This is a genomic window from Enterobacteriaceae endosymbiont of Donacia thalassina (assembly GCF_012568245.1).
In the GTDB taxonomy this organism is placed as follows: Bacteria; Pseudomonadota; Gammaproteobacteria; order Enterobacterales; family Enterobacteriaceae.
Map to the genome: position 1 here is coordinate 271,636 of NZ_CP046188.1, position 18,540 is coordinate 290,175.

The window sequence follows — 18,540 nt, forward strand, 5'->3', positions numbered from 1 at the left end:
TTTAGGATACATAACATATAATTTCACCACCTATTCCATAATAACGTGCGGTATAATCAGTCATTATTCCTTTAGATGTAGAAATAATAGCAATACCTAAACCAGCCATCACTTTAGGTAAAAATTTTTTTTTTTTATAAATTCTTAAGCTAGGACGACTAATACAATATATTTTTTCTATAACACCTTTCCCTTTAAAATATTTTAAAGTAATTTCTAATAAAAAATTTCTTTTTTTAATAAGATCAAAATTTCTAATATATCCTTCAACTTTTAAAATGTTAGCAATAGATTCTTTTAATTTTGAATATTGCATAAAAATTTTAGATTTATGTGACAATTGACCATTACGTATACGTGTTAACATATCTGCAATTGGATTTTGTATACTCATATAAAGTTATCCTATATTAGTTTATAATAAATTACCAACTAGATTTTTTTAATCCTGGAATATCTCCTTTCATTGCAGCTTCTCTTAATTTAATTCTACTTAATCCAAATTTTCTTAAAAATGCATGTGGCCGACCAGTTATTTTACATCTATTTCTTTGTCTTGATAAACTAGAATCTCTCGGTAAGGATTGTAATTTAAATATAGCATCCCAGCGAGATTTATCAGATGTATTTATATCAGAAATAATTTTTTTTAATTTTTTTCTTTTTAAAAAAAATTTTTTTCCTAATTTTATTCTTTTTAATTCACGTGCTTTAATAGATTCTTTTGCCATTTTATAAACCTTTTTTATTATCTAAATGGAAAATTAAATGCTTTAAATAAAGCATAACTTTCTTTTTTTGATATTTTATTAGTTGTTATTGTAATATCTAATCCACGAATATGATCTATTTTATCAAAATTAATTTCTGGAAAAATTATTTGTTCTTTTATTCCTATACTATAATTACCATCTTTATCAAAAGATTTTTGGGATAAACCTCTAAAATCTCTAATTCTAGGAATTACTATCCATAATAAACGTTCAAAAAAATTCCACATCTTTTTTTTTCTTAAAGTAACTTTACATCCAATAGGATATCCTTTTCTTATTTTAAAAGCAGCTATTGATTTATGAGATTTTGTAATTATTGGTTTTTGTCCACTAATCATAATTAAATCATTTATAGCATTATTTAAATGTTTTTTATCAGAAATAACTTTTCCTACACCCATATTTAAAGTAATTTTTTTTATACAAGGAACTTGCATTATAGAAGTATATTTAAATTTTAATATTAAATTTTTTATTATTTTATTTTTGTAAAAATTATATAATTTTGACATTAAATATTATCTCTAATTTATTTTATATTTTTATTATTAGATTTAAAAAATCTTTTTTTTATTCCTTTTTCTTTTTTAATTCCAATACGATCAGCTTTTCCTATATCTTTATTAAAGATAGCAATATTAGAAATATGAATACCTGCTTCTTTTTCTATAATTCCTCCTGTATGTGATATTGCAGGATTAGGTTTACTATGTTTTTTAATTATATTTATTCCTTTAATTATTACTAAATTTTTTTTTATAAAAGATTTAATCTTTCCCTTTTTCCCTTTATCTTTACCAGTTAAAATTATTACTTCATCATTATAACGTAATTTATATATCATATATTTATATCTCTTACTTAATTAAATAACTTCAGGAGCTAATGAAATAATTTTCATAAATTTTTCATTTCTTAATTCTCTAGTAATAGGACCAAAAATTCTTGTTCCAATTATTTGCTCATTAGTATCATTTAATAAAACACATGAATTATGATCAAATCTTATTATAGAACCATCAGAACGTCTTATTCCTTTTTTTGTTCTAACTATTACTGCTTTTAATACATCACCTTTTTTTACTTTTCCTCTAGGAATTGCATCTTTTACAGTAACTTTGATTATATCTCCAATATTAGCATAACGACGTCGTGATCCTCCTAGAACTTTAATACACATAACATTCTTAGCACCAGAATTATCTGCTACATTTAGTTTTGTATGTTCTTGTATCATATATTAATTATCTCTATTTTGAATAAATAAAATATTAATTTTTCATATTTTTTAAAAAAAAATCAATAAATATAAAATTTTATTATTAAATTATTGTTTTTTTTATAATACTTACTAGAATCCAAGATTTAGTTTTTGATAATGGACGGCATTCTTTAATTTCAACAAAATCACCAACATTACATATATTTTTTTCATCATGTACATGTAATTTTGTAGTACGATTAATATATTTACCATAAATAGGATGTTTTATTAATCTATTAATACTTACAATTATTGATTTTTGCATTTTATTACTTATTACTTTTCCTTTCAAGATTTTTATTTTTTTTTGCATAATTTTATAACCTTTTTTTTCTTTGTGATAAAATTGTTTTTATTCTTGCAATATTTTTTCTTGATTTTTTAAGTAAATGAGTTTGTTTTAAATTCCCTGATGTTAACTGTATTTTTAAATTAAATTGTTCTCTAGATAAACTTAATAATTCATTTTCTAAATCTTTATTATTTTTTTTTATAATTTCATTTATTTTCATATAATGTTTATTTTATTTTTTTAAAAAAATAGTTTTAATAGGTAATTTTGCTGCACCTAATTTTAATGCTTTACGAGCTATATTTTCAGGTACTCCATCAATTTCATACAAAATTCTACCAGGTTGTATTAATGCCACCCAATATTCTACATTTCCTTTTCCTTTCCCCATTCTTACTTCTAAAGGTTTTTCTGTTATAGGTTTATCTGGAAAAATTCTAATCCATATTTTTCCCTGTCTTTTAATTGAATGACTAATAGCTCTTCTTGCTGATTCTATTTGTTTAGAAGTAATTCTCCCCCGATTTATTGCTTTTATTCCATAAGTTCCAAAATTAATATTCATATTTACAATAACACCACGATTTCTTCCTTTGTGCATTTTTCTAAATTTTGTACGTTTTGGTTGTAACATTATAATAAAACCTCTTTTTTATTTACGACCTTTATTACGTTGTATTCTATAAGAATGAGGATGATGTTTAATGGGTTTTGTAAAAATTAATTTTTTTTTAAAAGTATTTTTTAATATTTCTCCTTTAAAAATCCAAACTTTTACTCCTATTATTCCATATGTAGTATTTGCTTCAGATAAACTAAAATCAATATCTGCTCTTAAAGTATGTAATGGGACTCTACCTTCTCTATACCATTCTTTACGTGCAATTTCTGCACCACCTAAACGTCCACTAACCTCTACTTTTACTCCTTTAGCACCTAATCTCATAGCATTTTGTACTGCTCTTTTCATTGCTCTTCTAAACATTATTCTTTTTTCTAATTGTGCTGATATTATATCAGCTACTAATTTTGCTTCTAATTCTGGTTTTCTAACTTCTGTTATATTTACTTGAGCGGGGACTCCTGTAATTTCAGAAATTACTTTTCTAAGTTTTTCAACATCTTCTCCTTTTTTACCTATTACTATACCAGGACGTGCTGTATGAATATTAACTCTAATACTTTTTGATGGTCTTTCTATTGTTATTTTTGAAACAGATGCTTTTATTAATTTTTTGTTTAAAAAATTTCTTACTTGTAAATCACTATATAAATATTTTGCATAATTTTTTGTATTTGCAAACCAAATAGAATTCCATATTTTTGTAATTCCTAATCTTAATCCATTTGGATGTGTTTTTTGACCCATTAATTTTTTTCTCCAATTATATTATCTGATAATACAATAGTAATATGACTTGTATATTTTAAAATTCTATCTGAACGACCTTTAGCCCTAGGCATAATACGTTTCATATTACTTCCTAAGTCTATAAAAATTTTTAAAATAAATAAATTATCTATATCTAAGCCATAATTATGCTCAGCATTAGCTATAGCTGAATTTAATACTTTTTTAATTAAAAATGCAGCTTTTTTATTAGAAAAATTTAAAATATCTAACGCTTTAGATATATTATTTCCTCTAATAATATTAGCTATTAATCTTAATTTTTGTGCAGAAGAAGGAGCATATTTATGCTTTGCTATAATTTCCATTATTTCTCCTAAATAAAAATAGTATATTTAATACATACATATATTTTTATTTTTTTAAAGTTTTTTTAATTTTCTTATCTGCTGTATGTCCTCTATATGTACGTGTTGGAGCAAATTCTCCTAGCTTATGCCCAACCATTTCATCCAAAATATAAATTGGAATATGTTGTCTACCATTATGAACTGCTATAGTTAATCCAATCATATTAGGAAAAATAGTAGAACGTCTAGACCAAGTACGTAATGGTTTTTTATCTTTTGTTTTTATTGATTTTTCCACTTTTTTTAATAAATGTTGATCAATAAAAGGACCTTTTTTTAAAGAACGAGGCATATTTTAATTACCTTTAATTAATATTATTTATTACGATGTTTAATAATGTATTTATCTGTTCTTTTATTTTTTCTTGTTTTTTTCCCTTTAGTTTGTACACCCCATGGAGTTACAGGATGTTTCCCAAAATTTTTTCCTTCTCCCCCCCCGTGAGGATGATCTATAGGATTCATCGCAGTTCCTCTAACTGTTGGTCTAACTCCTTTCCATCTTTTTGCTCCTGCTTTTCCAAAAGATTTTAACATATGTTCATTATTTCCTATTTCTCCTAATGTAGCTCGACAGTTAGCTTGAATTTTACGGATTTCTCCTGATTTTAATCTTAAAGTTATATATAAACCTTCTTTTGCAATTAATTGAACATATGTACCAGCAGATCTGGCTATTTGTCCTCCTTTTCCTGGTTTCATTTCAACATTATGTAAAATAGTACCAACAGGAATATTATTTAAAGGTAATGTATTACCAATTTTTATATTTACATTTATTCCTGATTCTACAATATCACCAATTTTAAGATTTTTAGGAGATAGAATATATTTTCTTACTCCATCTTTATATTTAATTAAAGCAATATGAGCAGAACGATTAGGATCATATTCAATACGTTCTACTATAGCAGGAATATTATCTTTATTTCTTTTAAAATCTATAATACGATATAATTTTTTATGCCCTCCACCAATATGACGTGTTGTAATACGGCCATAATTGTTTCTCCCCCCTGTTTTTTTTTTCTTCTCTGTATTAGAAGAAAGAGATCTACCTTTATATAAAGAATGATTAATTATTTTAATCATATGACGTCTACCAGGAGATGTTGGGTTATATTTTTTTATTGTCATATTTTATAAATTTAATCCTTATAAATTTTATTTATATTAAAATCAATTTTTTGATTTTTTTCTAAAATTATATATGCTTTTTTCCAATTATTACGTTGATAATTATATTTCTTATTTTTTTTTTTTTTACCTTTAACAATTAAAGTATTAACACTTTTAATTTTTACATTAAAAATTTTTTTTATTACTTTTTTTATATCTATTTTAGTTGCTTTTTTTAAAACTTTTATAATTAAAGTATTTGTTTTTTCTGCAACAAAAGAAGATTTTTCAGAAATATGAGGTCCTTTTATAATTTTAAAATCATGTTCTTTTAAAATCATTTTAATATCTCTTCTATATGTTTAATAGCATTAACAGTAATAATAATTTTATTAGCATTTATTAAATAAATAGGATTTATATTTATTGAATTTTTAATTTTTATATTATATAAATTACGAGATGCTAATAATAAATTATTATCAATAAATGTTGTAATAATCATTATTTTTTTTACTAAATATTTTTTTAATTTCTCAATTAATAATTTAGTTTTTGGTTTATTTATAGTAAATTCTTTTACTAAAATTAATCTTTTTTCTTTAATTAATTTTGAAAAAATACTTTTTAATGCATTACGAAACATTTTTTTATTAATTTTTTTATTATATATTTTATTTTTTGCAGCAAAAGTAACTCCACCAGAACGCCAAATTGGACTTTTTAAAGATCCTGCTCTGGCTTTTCCAGTACCTTTTTGTTTCCATGGTTTTTTGTTTGATCCTTTTATTTCTCCTCTTGTTTTTTGTGCTTTACTTCCTTGTCTCCCTATTGTTCTATAGGATTCTATTAATTGATGTATTAATATTTTGTTATAATTCCTATTAAAAATAATATCTGAAACTATAACTATTTCTTTAGTATCTTCTGTTATAATTTCCATTATAAATACCTAGTTAATATATTTATTTTCTATTAAATTAAATTTTTTATTGCTGGTTTTACAATAACATTACTACCAGTATATCCTGGAATTGCTCCTTTTATTAGTAATAAATTTTTTATAATATCTAATTTAATTATATGTAAATTCTGAACAGTAATTTTTTTATTACCTAATTGTCCAGCCATTTTTTTACCTTTAAAGACTTTTCCAGGAGTTTGATTTTGTCCAATAGATCCTGGAACTCTATGTGATAGAGAATTTCCATGACTTGCATCTTGAGTTTTAAAATTCCATTTTTTTACAGTTCCTGCAAATCCTTTTCCTTTTGATATGCCTGTAACATCTACCATAACTATTTGTTTAAAAATATCAATATTTATTTTTTGTCCTATATAAAATTTTTGTTGATTATAATCTTTAAGTCGATATTCCCATAAAATATATCCTGCTTCTGTTTTTGCTTTAGCAAAATGTCCTATTTCTGCTTTATTCATACGACTTGTTTTTTTAAATCCTGTTGTCATTTGAATTGCATTATATCCATCATTTAAAATAGTTTTAATTTGAGTAATACGAATAGTTTCAAACTGTATAACAGTTATTGGTATGGATATACCTTCTTTAGTAAAAATTCTAGTCATACCCATTTTTTTTCCTATTAATCCAATCATATATTATATATACTCTGTTTATATGTTAAAAAATTATAATAGATTTTATTAACCTAAACTAATTTGAACATCAACACCTGCAGCTAAATCTAATCTCATTAGAGCATCTACAGTTTTTTCTGTTGGTTCTATAATATCAACTAAACGTTTATGTGTACGAATTTCATATTGATCTCTGGCATCTTTATCAACATGTGGTGAAATTAATATTGTAAATTTTTCTTTGCGAGTAGGCAAAGGTATTGGACCACGAACTTGAGCACCAGTACGTTTGGCTGTTTCAACAATTTCTGCTGTTGATTGATCAATTAAACGATGATCAAAAGCTTTTAGACGAATACGGATTCTTTGGTTCTGCATTAGACCAGAGCCTCTTTGTTTTAAAATTTAAATAACTCTCTATATATATATTGAGAGACCTATTTTATTTTATAAAAATAAAAATCATATTATTATGACTTATAAACTACAAATAAAGCAATATATTTAATTTATAAAAGTTAAAAAACTATATAATAGTAATTATTAATATAATTTCAAATTTTAATTATTTAAAATATATTTTATTTTAAAATATTTTATATATACTTAACATGACAAAAAAATATAATAATATAACATTGTTAGCTTTTGATTATGGAACTAAAAATATAGGAGTTGCTGTCGGACAAAGTTTAATACGTATAGCTCATAAATTAAAAGTTATTAAAAATAAAAAATCAGGTGATATTAATTGGAATGAATTCAATAATTTAATTATTCAATGGGAACCTAAAAAAATTATAATTGGATTACCATTACAAATGGATGGTAGTTATCAATATATTACTTTCTTAGCTAAGAAATTTGCTTTTAATATAAAAAAAAAATTTAATATTGAAATAATATTTCATGATGAAAGGTTGAGTACTATTGAAGCTAAGTATATTTTATTTTCAAAAGGAGGTTGGAAAAAATTAAAAAAAAGTGATATTAATTCATTATCAGCATGCATTATTTTACAAAGTTGGTTTGAAAATAATAAATAAAATAATTATTAATTATTTTAAATTATTTCATAAAAATATATTTTATGTAATTTGAGGTTATTATGATATGGTAGTAATGATATGTTTGTATAAACATTTAATTGAAATTATGATCTTAATATTTTTATTAAGATTATGGATTTATTTTTCTGTTAATAATTATTATAATTTTTTTGTAAAATTTATTATTTCATTAACAAATATTTTTTTAAAATATATTCAGAAGGTTATTTTTATTAAAAATAGAAATGAAATATTATCAAAAATCATAATATTAATTTTACTATTTTTTAAATATCCATTATTAATTTTAGTTCAAGATAAAAATTTATTTTTTCGTATTTTTGGTTTATACATATTTGTAAGTATATTAACTTTTTTAAAGTTTTTTGGATATTTATTTTTTTGGTTAATTACAATATATTTAATATCTAATATTTTTCGTATTCAGAATAATAATTTTAATGATCTTTTAGATATATTTATAAATCAAATTGGTAATATTACAAAATTATTTTTTTTAAATATTGATAATATTAGTATATTTTTGTTTATTATTAATATAATTTTATATTTTTTGAATAATATATTTATGAATTTATTTTCTCAATTTTGGTTTTTAATATAAACAAATCATATGACTTATTTTAATAAATATTATAGTTTATATATTCACATACCTTGGTGTTTAAAAAAATGTCCTTATTGTGATTTTTATTCAACTATTTTTACAAAAAATAGTAAACAAATATATGAACAATATATAAAAAGTTTATTATTAGATTTAGAAAAAACTTTATTTTTTGTTAAAAAAAAAATTTATATTAAAAGTATCTTTTTAGGTGGAGGTACTCCAAGTTTATTAGATGAAGAATTAATATTTTTTCTTTTAAATGAAATAAAAAAAAAAATAAATGTTTTAAAATTAGTCGAAATTACTATTGAAATAAATCCATCTTCTATATCTGATAAAAAAATTAAAAGTTATATAAATAGTGGTATTAATCGTTTTTCTATTGGAGTTCAAAGTTTTAATAATAAAAATTTAAAAATTTTAGGAAGATTACATAATTCTGCAGAAGCTATTAATGCTATTAATATTTTAATTAAAAGAAAAATTTCAAATTTTAATTTAGATATAATGTATGGAATACCTGGGCAATCATTAAAAAATGCTTATGATGATTTATATCAAGCAATTTTATTTAAACCTAATCATATTTCATGGTATCAATTAACTATTGAAAAAAATACAATTTTTGAAAAATTTAAACCTAAAAATTTATTAAATGATGATTTATTATGGAAAATATTTTTACAAGGTAGAAAAATATTTTTTAAACATAAATATTTTCAATATGAAATATCTTCTTTTGTAAAAGAAAAAAAATTTATGTGTAAACATAATTTAAATTATTGGTATTTTGGTAATTATTTAGGAATTGGTTGTGGTTCACATAGTAAAATTACTTTATTAAATAATAAAATTATTAGAATTGTTAAAAACAATAGTATAAAACAATACATAAATAATAATTTTATTCATTCTATAAAAACAGTTTCATATAAAGAAATAATATTTGAATTTTTTTTAAATCGTTTTAGATTATATAAAAAAATTTATAAAAAAGAATTTAAAAAAGCTACTGGTATAGAATTAATAAAAATTAAATCTTTAATTAAAGAAGGAATAAAATTAGATTATTTAAAAGAAAATAATGATTATTTATTTATAACAAATAAAGGATATCTATATTTAAATAATTTATTAGAAATTTTTATTTAGATAAAATAATTTTTTTATATTCTATGTAATATATACTTTTTTTTTTTTTCTTTGCTTTATTAAAAAATTTACTATTTCTTAAATATAAATTAATATTTTGATATATATTTTTATATTTATAAGATTTTAAAATTATAAAATTTTTATTATTAATATTTTTTATATCAGATATAATATTATTTTTATAATCTTCACAATCAGTAATTATATATAATATACCGTAATTTATTAATTTTAAAAAAATAATTTTTAAAAAATCTATTTTTAATAATCGTCTTTTTTTATGTTTGTTTTTTTGCCAAGGATCAGGAAAATATAATTGAATTATTTTAATTGAACAATCAGGTATCATATTTTTTAAAACTAAAAAAGCATCATAATAAATTAATTTTAAATTTTTAATTTTATTTTCTTTTATTTTACAAAGATATTTTATAATCCCTGGTAAAAAAACTTCTATACCAATAAAGTTATATTGTATATTTTTCATAGCAAAATTAATCAGATTATTATCTAAACCAAAACCAATATCAATAATTATTGATAATTTATTATTAAAAATATTTATAAAATTTAAATTCTTATTCTGATAATTAATATTAAAAATATTAAAATATTTGTCAAAAATTATTTGTTTAGATTTTTTTAATTTTCTATAACGACAAACAAAACTTTTTATATTATTCATATTTTTTAAAATCAGTAAATAATTTTCGAAATATTTAATTATATATTAATATATTAATAAAATAAAATATAGAAGAAAATTTTATGCAAAAAAAAATTTTTTGTGTTTATCTACAATGTAGAATGGAAAAATTAAATTATAAAGTATATCCAGGACATATAGGAGATATAATCTATAATCATATATCTAAAAATGCATGGATGAAATGGTTAACATATCAAACTAAATTAATTAATGAAAAAAAATTAAATATGACAAAAAAAAAAGATATTTTTTTCTTAGAAAAAGAAATGATTAATTTTTTATTTAAAAATAATAAAATTTAATTTTTAATAAAATGGAGCTAAGCGGGATTGAACCGCTGACCCTCTGCGTGCAAAGCAGATGCTCTACCAACTGAGCTATAGCCCCTAAACATATAGGCTTGAGTGGATTTGAACCACCGACCTCACCCTTATCAGGGGTGTGCTCTAACCATCTGAGCTACAAGCCTAATAATACTATATTAAATATATTTTAATTAATTCATATTTTCATGTAAATGTCAATAATAATTATTATATATATTAAAAATATAAACTTTCTTTTTTTATAAAAAGAAATCATAATAATATTTTTTTAAAAGGTTAATATATTTAATGTTTTTTTATAAAAAATTTATTTATTTTTTTGTACAATTCTTGTTTATTATTATATTTTTTTTTTATAAAAAAAAAAAACAAATTTCTGAAAAATATTTAATAAAAAAAATCAAAGAAAATAGACAATTAGAAATTGAATTAATAAAAAAAATAGCACAAATAGAATTTTTACAAAAAATAAAAATAAAAAATAAATCTTTGAATAAAATAGTATCTAATCAAATTAAAATAATATTACATTTAAAGATAAAAGTTGAGGAACTTAAAACCAAATTAAATAATACTATTATTTTTTTTGATAAGAAAGAAAAATTAATTATTAATAATAATCATTATATAAATACAGAATTTCAAAATTTAGCTAATCAAATTTTAGAAAAAAGTGAAAAAAGAATAAATAAATACAATAATCAAAATATAAAAAATATTATTTATCCTCTAAATATAAAATTAGAATCTTTAAAAGAACAATTACAGAAAAATTTAAATCAGGAATCTTTAGAAAGAAATATATTAACTAATGAAATTCAAAATTTGAAAAAATTAAATATAAATATTTCTCAAGAAGCTATTAATCTTACTAATGCTTTAAAGGGAAATAATAAAATCCAAGGTATTTGGGGAGAATTAGTTTTAAATAAAATTTTAGAATCTTCTGGATTAAGAAATGGACACGAATATGAAACACAAAAAAAAATTGAACTAGAAAACAAAGAAAAAATACAACCAGATGTAATTATTAATTTACCTTATGATAAAAAGGTAATTATAGATTCTAAAATGACTTTAATAGCCTATGAACGCTATTTTAATACTAATGATAAAAATCAACAAAAAAAAGCATTAAATGATCATATATTAGCTATTCGTAATCATTTACGAATACTAAGTAATAAAAAATATCAATGTTTGTCTAAATTAAAATTATTAGATTATATTATAATGTTTATTCCTATTGAATCTGCTTTTTCATTAGCAATAAATTTTAAACCTTCTTTATTATATGAAGCTTTAAAGTTAAATATTATGTTAGTTAGTCCTACAACATTAATGATTTCATTAAGAACTATTGAAAATTTATGGCGTTTTGATAAACAAAATAAAAATTCTTTAGTTATTGCTAGTAAAGCTTCAAAATTATATGACAAAATTAGATTATTTGTGGAAGATATATATATTTTTGAAAAAAATTTTAATAAATTACAAATTAGTTATAATTCAGCTACTAAAAAATTATTTAAAGGAAAAGGTAATATAATTTCTCAAGCTGAAAATTTTCGTAATTTAGGGATAGAAACAATAAATAAAATTAATAAAAATTTTATAAACAAAAATTAAAAAATTTTTTAAATAAAATTTATAAAGAATATACTTATATTTAATATAAGTGTTTATTTAACAAATAAACAATTTAAAAAAAATAAAGGTAATATTACTTATAAAGTAATTAAAAATTACTGTTTTTTAACAATGAGTATGATTATACATCTTTATTATGCTTATTTATGGAATAATAATATTTTTAATAAAATATAAAAATTTTGTAGTAAAAGGACAATATGGTTTAGATTAATATAAAATTATTTATCTTCTAAAAAACAATTATTAGTTTTTAATTCAAAAATTGAATTAATATTGCATTATTTTGTTCTTATATATTTATATTGTTGTAATACTTTTAATATTTTTTTTAAAATATTAAAATTTTGGGTTCATAGAATTTATAAAATTATAATGCATTATTTTTCTGTTAATAAATGTGAATTAAAAAAATGTTTAGATATGAATATATTAATTAGTTTAACAAAATTATTTTTTCCTAATAAATATAGAACAAGTTTTATAAAAGATATTTAATTAATTTATAAAGAAAATTTATTAATTGGAACATATGCTCCATTTTTATTATTAAAAAAAATGTATAATTAAACATATAGAAATTTAAAGGATAGAAATAAAACTTCATTATTACCTAATTTTTTAAAAAAGATTATATTTTTAAAAAAAGAAAAATATTCAACTTTAAATATTCAAACAGAAAAAATTTATTTAATGTTTTAATTTTAAATAAAAATATTTGAAATTATGATTTTGATAAATTAATATTTATTTTATAATAAAATAAATATTAATTTTTAAATCTAACATAGAATTTTAAAATTCTAATTAAGAGAAAAATAATAATGTGTTTAATTTCTAGTATATCTCAATTAATAACTGGAAAAACAAGAATTAATAGTAAAATATCCATAGGAGGTTGGGTTCGTAATAAAAGACATTCTAAATTAGGTATGTCTTTTATTGATTTATATGATGGTTCATGTATATATGATATACAAGTTATTGCAAATAATAAATTAAGTAATTATGAAGATGAAATATTAAACATTACTAGTGGATGTTCTTTAAAAATTAAAGGAATATTTAAATATTCACCTAAAAATTTACAAAAATATGAAATATATGCATTAAAAATAAAAATTATAGGCTGGGTAAATAATCCTGGAAAATATCCTATTTCTTCTAAAAAACATAGTTTTAAATATTTAAGAGAAGTATCTCATTTAAGATCTAGAACAAAAATAATAAGTTGTGTGACAAGAATAAAACATAATATAGCTTTATATATACATAATTTTTTACATAAAAAAAATTTTTTTTGGATTAATACTCCTTTAATTACTACATTAGACACTGAAGGATCAGGAAAAATGTTTAGAGTGTCTACTTTAGATTTATCTAATATTCAGTATACAAAAAATAAAAATATTTTTAAAAAAGATTTTTTTGGTAAAGAATCATTTTTAACTGTTTCTGGACAATTAAATTTAGAAACATATGCATGTTCTATGTCAAAAGTTTATACATTTGGTCCTACATTTAGAGCTGAAAATTCAAATACTAAACGTCATTTAGCAGAATTCTGGATGTTAGAAATAGAAATAGCATTTTCTAATTTAGAATATATTATTAATTTTATAGAAAAAATGTTAAAAAAAATTTTTAAATATGTTTTAAATTTTCATGAAAAAGAAATTTATTTTTTATCTAAAAAAATTGATAATGATTTATTTAATAAAATAAATAAAATTTTATTAAATAAGTTTAATATAATTGAATATACTGATGCTATAAATATTTTAAAAAATTGTAAAGAAAAATTTTCTAATATAATTAGATGGGGTGAAGATCTTTCAATAGAACATGAAAAATATTTAACAAATAAATATTTTAATAATGCAGTAATAATATATAATTATCCTAAAAATATTAAAGCATTTTATATGTATTTAAATAATGATAAAAAAACTGTAGCATCAATGGATGTTTTATTACCTGATATAGGAGAAATTGTAGGAGGCTCACAACGAGAAAGCAGAATAGATATATTAGATGAAAGATTAAAAAATTTTAAACTTCATAAAAATGATTATTGGTGGTATCGTGATTTAAGAAAATATGGGACTGTTCCTCATTCTGGATTTGGTTTAGGTTTTGAAAGATTAATATCATATATTACTGGAATATATAATATTAGAGATATAATTCCATTTCCTAGAACTCCTTATAATGCAAAATTTTAAAATTTTCTATAAATATAAAAAAATTATTTTTTTATAAATTTTATTTAAAATATAAATAAACAGTAATGATTAATAAGGATAAAAATTATGAAATATAATATATTAAAATTTTTAATACCTTTTTTATTAATAATTAGTAGTATTACAACTACTAATGCAAGTGAAATTTATAATAAAAATGGACAAAAAATAGATTTATATGGATTTTTAAATATAAAAAAAGCATATTCTAAAAATAGAAAAAATATTCCAGAAAAATATGAAAATATTATATCAAATATGATTTTTGGTTTAAAAGGAACTACTAATATTTTTAATGATGTTTATGGTTATGCTCAATTTGAATATAGTTTACCAATTAATCAATCTGAAATAGATAAAAATATTTTTCCTTCTGTACGTTTAGGTTTAATAGGATTAAATTTTAATCATGGTAATAGTTCTATAGATTTTGGAAGAAATTATGGAATTTTATATGATACAACTTCTTACATTAAGAAGAAAAATTTTTTCACAGATGACTTAATGTATAATTATAATGATAAATTTATGTTTGGAAGAACAAATAATCTTTTAACATATAGAAACAAAAATTTTTTTGGTTTAATAAAAGGATTAGATATTTCTCTACAATATAAAAGTCCTCATTTTTATTATGAAAATGATGTTTTTTATAATAAAAGAAATAATAGAGATCGTGATATTTTCTTAGAAAAAGAAAAAAATAAAAAAGGATGGGGAGCTTCAATTAGGTATAAAATAGGAAACTCAGGAGTAAGTATTACAGGTTCTTATTTTAATTCTTCTAAAATAATTGATAAAAATGACGAATTAAAAAAAGTTTTTTTTATAAAAAATTCAAATAATAACGATAATAATATTAATGCTTTTTCAATTGGTGCTAAATACGAAAAAAACAATATTTATTTAGCAACTGTTTTTAGCGAAGCTAAAAATTCATTAACATATTTAAATAGAAATAATTATTATTTTGCTAATAAAATTAAAAATTTAGAAATTATTGGACAATATAAATTTAGTGATAATTTACAAGCTACTATTTCATATATCCAATCAGAAGGGAATAATATTCCAGCTGGATATCATTATGCTGGTGGAAATATAAGTTTTTTAAAATATGTAACAATTAATACAATTTATAAATTTAATAAAAATTTATCAGCTTATTTTGATTATCGTATTAATTTATTAAATAAAAACAATAGATATATAAAATCAAATGATATTTTTACAGATAATATTTTTGGTATAGGTTTAATTTATAATTTTTAAATATTTAAATATTTCTCTTTTTATTAACTAACTATTTCTTAATTTAAGAATTTTATAAAAAAATAAATATTAGAAATAGTTAGTTTTTTTAATAAATTTAAGAAAGGGATTATTTATTAATTCATAATAAATATTAGTTTTTTCTCCATGACCAGGTAAAATTACTGTTTTCCCCCCTAAAGGAATAATTTTTTTTTTTATAGAAGTTATTAAAAGATTAAAATTACTATTAGGTAAATCTGTTCTACCTATACTATTTTTAAAAATAGTATCTCCTGATATTAAAAAATTACTTGATTTATTAAAAAAAACTACATGACCTGGAGTATGCCCAGGACAATGATATGTTTGTAAAATAATATCCCCTATATAAATATTTTGATTATTTTTTAACCATATATTATTTCTAAATATACAATGTGGCAGTTGAAAAATTTGATTTTGTAATTGGATATTTTTTATCCAAAAACTATCTTTTTTATGTGGACCTAATATAGGAATATTTAAAATTTTAGATAAAATATAGGCATTTCCAATATGATCTAAATGCCCATGAGTGATTAATATTTTAATTATTTTTAACTGATATTTTTTTAAAATATTTAAAATTTTAACATATTCTCCTCCAGGATCAATTAAGGCAGCATTTAATGTTTTTTTACACCATATTATATAACAATTTTGATTAAAATTTGTCACAGGGATAATTATATATTTCATATAAATTTACATAGATAAAAATTTTAAAATTATTAGTTTAATATATTATAATTTATTTATTATTCACACTTCGCCGCTTTAAAAGCTTCTGTCATTACATTAGAAAAATTATTTTTTTTATTTTTTTCTTTAATTTTATCTTCTATAATTTTTAAATTAATAGTTATATTAATAATTCTAGTTTTACGATCAATGTTATTTATTTTTCCTTCTATATTTTGTCCTACTTTAAAGTACTTTAAAATATTTTCAATTTTATAATTTTTATATTCAGATAATTTAATATTACCTAATATTCCATCATTAAATTTTAATTTAATATTTTGATTATTATCTATTTTAGTAATCATACCTGTTACTAGATTATTTTTCTTCTGTTCTTTGAAATATTTGTTTAACGGGTCCTCTTTTAATTGTTTAATTCCTAAAGAAATTCTTTCTCTTTCTGAATCTACTTGTAAAACTATAGTTGTAATATCATTACCTTTTTTATATTTATATACTTCATCTTCACCATTATTTATCCATGATAAATCAGATAAATGAACTAACCCATCTATACCTCCAGTTAAACCAATAAAAATACCGAAATCTGTTATTGATTTAATTTTACCTTTAACATGATCACCTTTTTTATAATTTTTAGAAAATTCTAACCAAGGATTAATAGTACATTGTTTAATTCCTAAAGAAATTCTTCTTCTTTCTTCATCAATATCTAATACCATAACTTCAACTTTATCATTTACATTTACAATTTTTGTAGGATGTATATTTTTATTTGTCCAATCCATTTCTGATACATGAACTAATCCTTCTACACCTTCCTCAATTTCAACAAAACATCCATAATCTGTTAAATTTGTAACACGTCCTAATAATTTACTATTTTCAGGATAACGTTTAGATATTGATTTCCATGGATCTTCTCCTAATTGTTTTAATCCTAATGAAACACGAGTTTTATCTTTATCAAATTTTAATATTTTAATTTTAATTTCTTCTCCAATAGAAACAATTTCACTTGGATGTTTTACTCTTTTCCATGCCATATCAGTAATATGTAATAATCCATCAACACCACCTAAATCAACAAATGCTCCATAATCAGTAAGATTTTTTACTAATCCTGTAATTTCCATACCTTCATATATAGTATTAAGTAAATGATTCCTTTCTTCACTATTTTCTAATTCTATAACTGCTTTTCTAGATACAACAACATTATTTCTTTTTTGATCTAATTTTATAACTTTAAAATCTAATTCTTTACCTTCTAAATGAGAAGTATCTCTAATAGGTCTAATATCAACTAAAGATCCTGGTAAAAAAGCTCTAATACTATTAAGTTCTACAGTAAAACCCCCTTTTACTTTACCAGTAATAATACCTTTAATATTATTATTATTTATATTAGCTTGTTCTAAAATTAACCAAGATGCATGTCTTTTAGCTTTTTCTCTAGATAAAATAGTTTCACCGAAACCATCCTCTATTGAATCTAATGATACATCTACAGTATCTCCTACTTTAATTTCTAAATTACCTTGAGAATTTTTAAATTGTGAAATAGGAATACAGGATTCTGATTTTAGTCCAGCATCTACTAAAACAATATCTTTTTCAATAGAAATAATAGTTCCAGAAATTATTGATCCTAAATTAATAATTTTATTTTTTAATGATTTTTCAAATAATTCTGCAAAGCATTCATTCATATTAGTAACTTTAAAATAATTTATAATAAAAATATCCACTTAAATCATATTAAGTCTTATTTTTTAAAAAACTCATATATTCCTTTTATGAGAGAAAGTTAAATATAATTTATAAACATAAATTATGTATTTATAATATTTGATATAATTATTCATATAACGTTAACATTAATATTTTTTTTCTGCAACCATATATATATTATAGTATTCATGTATTAATTTTAATATTTGAAAATTTGTAAATTTTCTATTTTAG

27 protein-coding genes and 2 tRNA genes are annotated in these 18,540 nt (G+C 20.2%); 8 read left to right on the forward strand and 21 right to left on the reverse strand.

The window, feature by feature from the left end; translation table 11 throughout:
• Position 1: 1 nt before the first annotated feature.
• From rpsH to rpsJ, 16 genes are all read right to left on the reverse strand, one after another.
• The gene (rpsH, locus tag GJU02_RS01305; protein ID WP_168919290.1) at positions 2-394 is read right to left on the reverse strand and encodes a 30S ribosomal protein S8; all 393 of its coding nucleotides are present in this window, start codon (positions 392-394) and stop codon (positions 2-4) included.
• Between the two features lie 31 nt (positions 395-425).
• Positions 426-731 (reverse strand): 30S ribosomal protein S14, encoded by a 306-nt coding sequence (gene rpsN, locus GJU02_RS01310; RefSeq protein ID WP_168919291.1) that lies wholly within the window; start codon positions 729-731, stop codon positions 426-428.
• A 17-nt stretch (positions 732-748) separates the two neighbouring features.
• Positions 749-1,285, reverse strand: a complete 537-nt coding sequence (gene rplE, locus GJU02_RS01315) for a 50S ribosomal protein L5 (protein WP_168919292.1) — start codon at positions 1,283-1,285, stop codon at positions 749-751.
• Between the two features lie 17 nt (positions 1,286-1,302).
• Positions 1,303-1,617 carry a 50S ribosomal protein L24 gene (gene rplX, locus GJU02_RS01320; RefSeq protein WP_168919293.1) on the reverse strand — a complete coding sequence of 105 codons (315 nt, stop codon included), beginning with the start codon at positions 1,615-1,617 and terminating at the stop codon, positions 1,303-1,305.
• A 21-nt stretch (positions 1,618-1,638) separates the two neighbouring features.
• On the reverse strand, positions 1,639-2,010 hold the full coding sequence (gene rplN, locus GJU02_RS01325) for a 50S ribosomal protein L14 (RefSeq protein ID WP_168919294.1): 372 nt from the start codon (positions 2,008-2,010) through the stop codon (positions 1,639-1,641).
• An 85-nt stretch (positions 2,011-2,095) separates the two neighbouring features.
• On the reverse strand, positions 2,096-2,350 hold the full coding sequence (gene rpsQ / locus GJU02_RS01330) for a 30S ribosomal protein S17 (protein WP_168919295.1): 255 nt from the start codon (positions 2,348-2,350) through the stop codon (positions 2,096-2,098).
• 4 nt (positions 2,351-2,354) lie between these two features.
• Complete coding sequence (rpmC, locus tag GJU02_RS01335; protein ID WP_168919296.1) at positions 2,355-2,549, reverse strand: 50S ribosomal protein L29; 195 nt, start codon at positions 2,547-2,549, stop codon at positions 2,355-2,357.
• Positions 2,550-2,561: 12 nt separating this feature from the next.
• The gene (gene rplP / locus GJU02_RS01340; RefSeq protein WP_168919297.1) at positions 2,562-2,963 is read right to left on the reverse strand and encodes a 50S ribosomal protein L16; all 402 of its coding nucleotides are present in this window, start codon (positions 2,961-2,963) and stop codon (positions 2,562-2,564) included.
• Between the two features lie 18 nt (positions 2,964-2,981).
• Positions 2,982-3,698: a 30S ribosomal protein S3 gene (gene rpsC / locus GJU02_RS01345; protein ID WP_168919298.1), complete on the reverse strand. Its 717-nt coding sequence runs from the start codon at positions 3,696-3,698 to the stop codon at positions 2,982-2,984.
• On the reverse strand, positions 3,698-4,048 hold the full coding sequence (gene rplV, locus GJU02_RS01350) for a 50S ribosomal protein L22 (RefSeq protein ID WP_168919299.1): 351 nt from the start codon (positions 4,046-4,048) through the stop codon (positions 3,698-3,700). Before rplV ends, rpsC begins: the two co-directional genes overlap by 1 nt.
• Positions 4,049-4,094: 46 nt before the next feature.
• Positions 4,095-4,382: a 30S ribosomal protein S19 gene (gene rpsS / locus GJU02_RS01355; protein ID WP_168919300.1), complete on the reverse strand. Its 288-nt coding sequence runs from the start codon at positions 4,380-4,382 to the stop codon at positions 4,095-4,097.
• A gap of 23 nt (positions 4,383-4,405) precedes the next feature.
• Positions 4,406-5,227 carry a 50S ribosomal protein L2 gene (gene rplB / locus GJU02_RS01360; RefSeq protein WP_168919301.1) on the reverse strand — a complete coding sequence of 274 codons (822 nt, stop codon included), beginning with the start codon at positions 5,225-5,227 and terminating at the stop codon, positions 4,406-4,408.
• Positions 5,228-5,238: 11 nt separating this feature from the next.
• Positions 5,239-5,550 (reverse strand): 50S ribosomal protein L23, encoded by a 312-nt coding sequence (rplW, locus tag GJU02_RS01365; protein WP_168919302.1) that lies wholly within the window; start codon positions 5,548-5,550, stop codon positions 5,239-5,241.
• Entirely contained in the window at positions 5,547-6,152 is a 606-nt protein-coding gene (gene rplD / locus GJU02_RS01370; RefSeq protein ID WP_168919303.1) for a 50S ribosomal protein L4, read from the reverse strand. The genes rplW and rplD overlap by 4 nt, the downstream gene beginning before the upstream one ends.
• Before the next feature lie 32 nt (positions 6,153-6,184).
• Positions 6,185-6,826, reverse strand: a complete 642-nt coding sequence (rplC, locus tag GJU02_RS01375; protein ID WP_168919304.1) for a 50S ribosomal protein L3 — start codon at positions 6,824-6,826, stop codon at positions 6,185-6,187.
• A 48-nt stretch (positions 6,827-6,874) separates the two neighbouring features.
• Positions 6,875-7,186 (reverse strand): 30S ribosomal protein S10, encoded by a 312-nt coding sequence (gene rpsJ / locus GJU02_RS01380; protein ID WP_168821827.1) that lies wholly within the window; start codon positions 7,184-7,186, stop codon positions 6,875-6,877.
• A 233-nt stretch (positions 7,187-7,419) separates the two neighbouring features.
• On the opposite strand from rpsJ, the gene ruvX reads away from it, so the two are divergent.
• The 3 genes from ruvX (at position 7,420) to hemW (ending at position 9,640) form a co-directional block, all read left to right on the forward strand.
• Complete coding sequence (ruvX, locus tag GJU02_RS01385) at positions 7,420-7,854, forward strand: Holliday junction resolvase RuvX (RefSeq protein ID WP_168919305.1); 435 nt, start codon at positions 7,420-7,422, stop codon at positions 7,852-7,854.
• Between the two features lie 67 nt (positions 7,855-7,921).
• Positions 7,922-8,482: a hypothetical protein gene (locus GJU02_RS01390; protein WP_168919306.1), complete on the forward strand. Its 561-nt coding sequence runs from the start codon at positions 7,922-7,924 to the stop codon at positions 8,480-8,482.
• 9 nt (positions 8,483-8,491) lie between these two features.
• On the forward strand, positions 8,492-9,640 hold the full coding sequence (gene hemW / locus GJU02_RS01395; protein ID WP_168919307.1) for a radical SAM family heme chaperone HemW: 1,149 nt from the start codon (positions 8,492-8,494) through the stop codon (positions 9,638-9,640).
• Here the strand turns inward: hemW and trmB are convergent.
• Entirely contained in the window at positions 9,633-10,328 is a 696-nt protein-coding gene (trmB, locus tag GJU02_RS01400) for a tRNA (guanosine(46)-N7)-methyltransferase TrmB (RefSeq protein ID WP_168919308.1), read from the reverse strand. The genes hemW and trmB overlap by 8 nt on opposite strands.
• A gap of 83 nt (positions 10,329-10,411) precedes the next feature.
• Between trmB and GJU02_RS01405 the strand changes: the two genes are divergently transcribed.
• Entirely contained in the window at positions 10,412-10,654 is a 243-nt protein-coding gene (locus GJU02_RS01405; RefSeq protein WP_168919309.1) for an oxidative damage protection protein, read from the forward strand.
• A gap of 12 nt (positions 10,655-10,666) precedes the next feature.
• Here GJU02_RS01405 and GJU02_RS01410 read toward each other — a convergent pair.
• Together GJU02_RS01410 and GJU02_RS01415 are read right to left on the reverse strand one after the other, a co-directional pair.
• Positions 10,667-10,739 (reverse strand) — tRNA-Ala (locus GJU02_RS01410).
• Between the two features lie 8 nt (positions 10,740-10,747).
• Positions 10,748-10,821: transfer RNA gene (locus GJU02_RS01415), tRNA-Ile, on the reverse strand.
• 145 nt (positions 10,822-10,966) lie between these two features.
• On the opposite strand from GJU02_RS01415, the gene rmuC reads away from it, so the two are divergent.
• The 4 genes from rmuC to GJU02_RS01430 all read left to right on the forward strand — a co-directional run bounded on the left by rmuC (position 10,967) and on the right by GJU02_RS01430 (position 15,846).
• On the forward strand, positions 10,967-12,307 hold the full coding sequence (gene rmuC / locus GJU02_RS01420; RefSeq protein ID WP_168919310.1) for a DNA recombination protein RmuC: 1,341 nt from the start codon (positions 10,967-10,969) through the stop codon (positions 12,305-12,307).
• Between the two features lie 396 nt (positions 12,308-12,703).
• A complete protein-coding gene (locus tag GJU02_RS02280) occupies positions 12,704-12,826 on the forward strand; it encodes a hypothetical protein (protein WP_281349767.1) in 123 nt (40 codons plus the stop codon).
• Between the two features lie 326 nt (positions 12,827-13,152).
• Positions 13,153-14,553: an asparagine--tRNA ligase gene (gene asnS, locus GJU02_RS01425; protein ID WP_168919311.1), complete on the forward strand. Its 1,401-nt coding sequence runs from the start codon at positions 13,153-13,155 to the stop codon at positions 14,551-14,553.
• An 87-nt stretch (positions 14,554-14,640) separates the two neighbouring features.
• Positions 14,641-15,846: a porin gene (locus GJU02_RS01430; protein WP_168919312.1), complete on the forward strand. Its 1,206-nt coding sequence runs from the start codon at positions 14,641-14,643 to the stop codon at positions 15,844-15,846.
• A 69-nt stretch (positions 15,847-15,915) separates the two neighbouring features.
• Here the strand turns inward: GJU02_RS01430 and GJU02_RS01435 are convergent, their stop codons facing one another.
• Complete coding sequence (locus GJU02_RS01435; protein ID WP_168919313.1) at positions 15,916-16,566, reverse strand: MBL fold metallo-hydrolase; 651 nt, start codon at positions 16,564-16,566, stop codon at positions 15,916-15,918.
• A 59-nt stretch (positions 16,567-16,625) separates the two neighbouring features.
• Entirely contained in the window at positions 16,626-18,284 is a 1,659-nt protein-coding gene (rpsA, locus tag GJU02_RS01440; RefSeq protein WP_168919314.1) for a 30S ribosomal protein S1, read from the reverse strand.
• Positions 18,285-18,540 lie beyond the last annotated feature (256 nt).

Bases quoted from the DNA above. Each gene is read 5' to 3' on its own strand.
- rpsH (WP_168919290.1), bottom strand. From the start codon at position 394: ATGAGTATACAAAATCCAATTGCAGATATGTTAACACGTATACGTAAT.
- rpsN (WP_168919291.1), bottom strand. From the start codon at position 731: ATGGCAAAAGAATCTATTAAAGCACGTGAATTAAAAAGAATAAAATTA.
- rplE (WP_168919292.1), bottom strand. From the start codon at position 1,285: ATGTCAAAATTATATAATTTTTACAAAAATAAAATAATAAAAAATTTA.
- rplX (WP_168919293.1), bottom strand. From the start codon at position 1,617: ATGATATATAAATTACGTTATAATGATGAAGTAATAATTTTAACTGGT.
- rplN (WP_168919294.1), bottom strand. From the start codon at position 2,010: ATGATACAAGAACATACAAAACTAAATGTAGCAGATAATTCTGGTGCT.
- rpsQ (WP_168919295.1), bottom strand. From the start codon at position 2,350: ATGCAAAAAAAAATAAAAATCTTGAAAGGAAAAGTAATAAGTAATAAA.
- rpmC (WP_168919296.1), bottom strand. From the start codon at position 2,549: ATGAAAATAAATGAAATTATAAAAAAAAATAATAAAGATTTAGAAAAT.
- rplP (WP_168919297.1), bottom strand. From the start codon at position 2,963: ATGTTACAACCAAAACGTACAAAATTTAGAAAAATGCACAAAGGAAGA.
- rpsC (WP_168919298.1), bottom strand. From the start codon at position 3,698: ATGGGTCAAAAAACACATCCAAATGGATTAAGATTAGGAATTACAAAA.
- rplV (WP_168919299.1), bottom strand. From the start codon at position 4,048: ATGGAAATTATAGCAAAGCATAAATATGCTCCTTCTTCTGCACAAAAA.
- rpsS (WP_168919300.1), bottom strand. From the start codon at position 4,382: ATGCCTCGTTCTTTAAAAAAAGGTCCTTTTATTGATCAACATTTATTA.
- rplB (WP_168919301.1), bottom strand. From the start codon at position 5,227: ATGACAATAAAAAAATATAACCCAACATCTCCTGGTAGACGTCATATG.
- rplW (WP_168919302.1), bottom strand. From the start codon at position 5,550: ATGATTTTAAAAGAACATGATTTTAAAATTATAAAAGGACCTCATATT.
- rplD (WP_168919303.1), bottom strand. From the start codon at position 6,152: ATGGAAATTATAACAGAAGATACTAAAGAAATAGTTATAGTTTCAGAT.
- rplC (WP_168919304.1), bottom strand. From the start codon at position 6,826: ATGATTGGATTAATAGGAAAAAAAATGGGTATGACTAGAATTTTTACT.
- rpsJ (WP_168821827.1), bottom strand. From the start codon at position 7,186: ATGCAGAACCAAAGAATCCGTATTCGTCTAAAAGCTTTTGATCATCGT.
- ruvX (WP_168919305.1), top strand. From the start codon at position 7,420: ATGACAAAAAAATATAATAATATAACATTGTTAGCTTTTGATTATGGA.
- GJU02_RS01390 (WP_168919306.1), top strand. From the start codon at position 7,922: ATGGTAGTAATGATATGTTTGTATAAACATTTAATTGAAATTATGATC.
- hemW (WP_168919307.1), top strand. From the start codon at position 8,492: ATGACTTATTTTAATAAATATTATAGTTTATATATTCACATACCTTGG.
- trmB (WP_168919308.1), bottom strand. From the start codon at position 10,328: ATGAATAATATAAAAAGTTTTGTTTGTCGTTATAGAAAATTAAAAAAA.
- GJU02_RS01405 (WP_168919309.1), top strand. From the start codon at position 10,412: ATGCAAAAAAAAATTTTTTGTGTTTATCTACAATGTAGAATGGAAAAA.
- rmuC (WP_168919310.1), top strand. From the start codon at position 10,967: ATGTTTTTTTATAAAAAATTTATTTATTTTTTTGTACAATTCTTGTTT.
- GJU02_RS02280 (WP_281349767.1), top strand. From the start codon at position 12,704: ATGCATTATTTTTCTGTTAATAAATGTGAATTAAAAAAATGTTTAGAT.
- asnS (WP_168919311.1), top strand. From the start codon at position 13,153: ATGTGTTTAATTTCTAGTATATCTCAATTAATAACTGGAAAAACAAGA.
- GJU02_RS01430 (WP_168919312.1), top strand. From the start codon at position 14,641: ATGAAATATAATATATTAAAATTTTTAATACCTTTTTTATTAATAATT.
- GJU02_RS01435 (WP_168919313.1), bottom strand. From the start codon at position 16,566: ATGAAATATATAATTATCCCTGTGACAAATTTTAATCAAAATTGTTAT.
- rpsA (WP_168919314.1), bottom strand. From the start codon at position 18,284: ATGAATGAATGCTTTGCAGAATTATTTGAAAAATCATTAAAAAATAAA.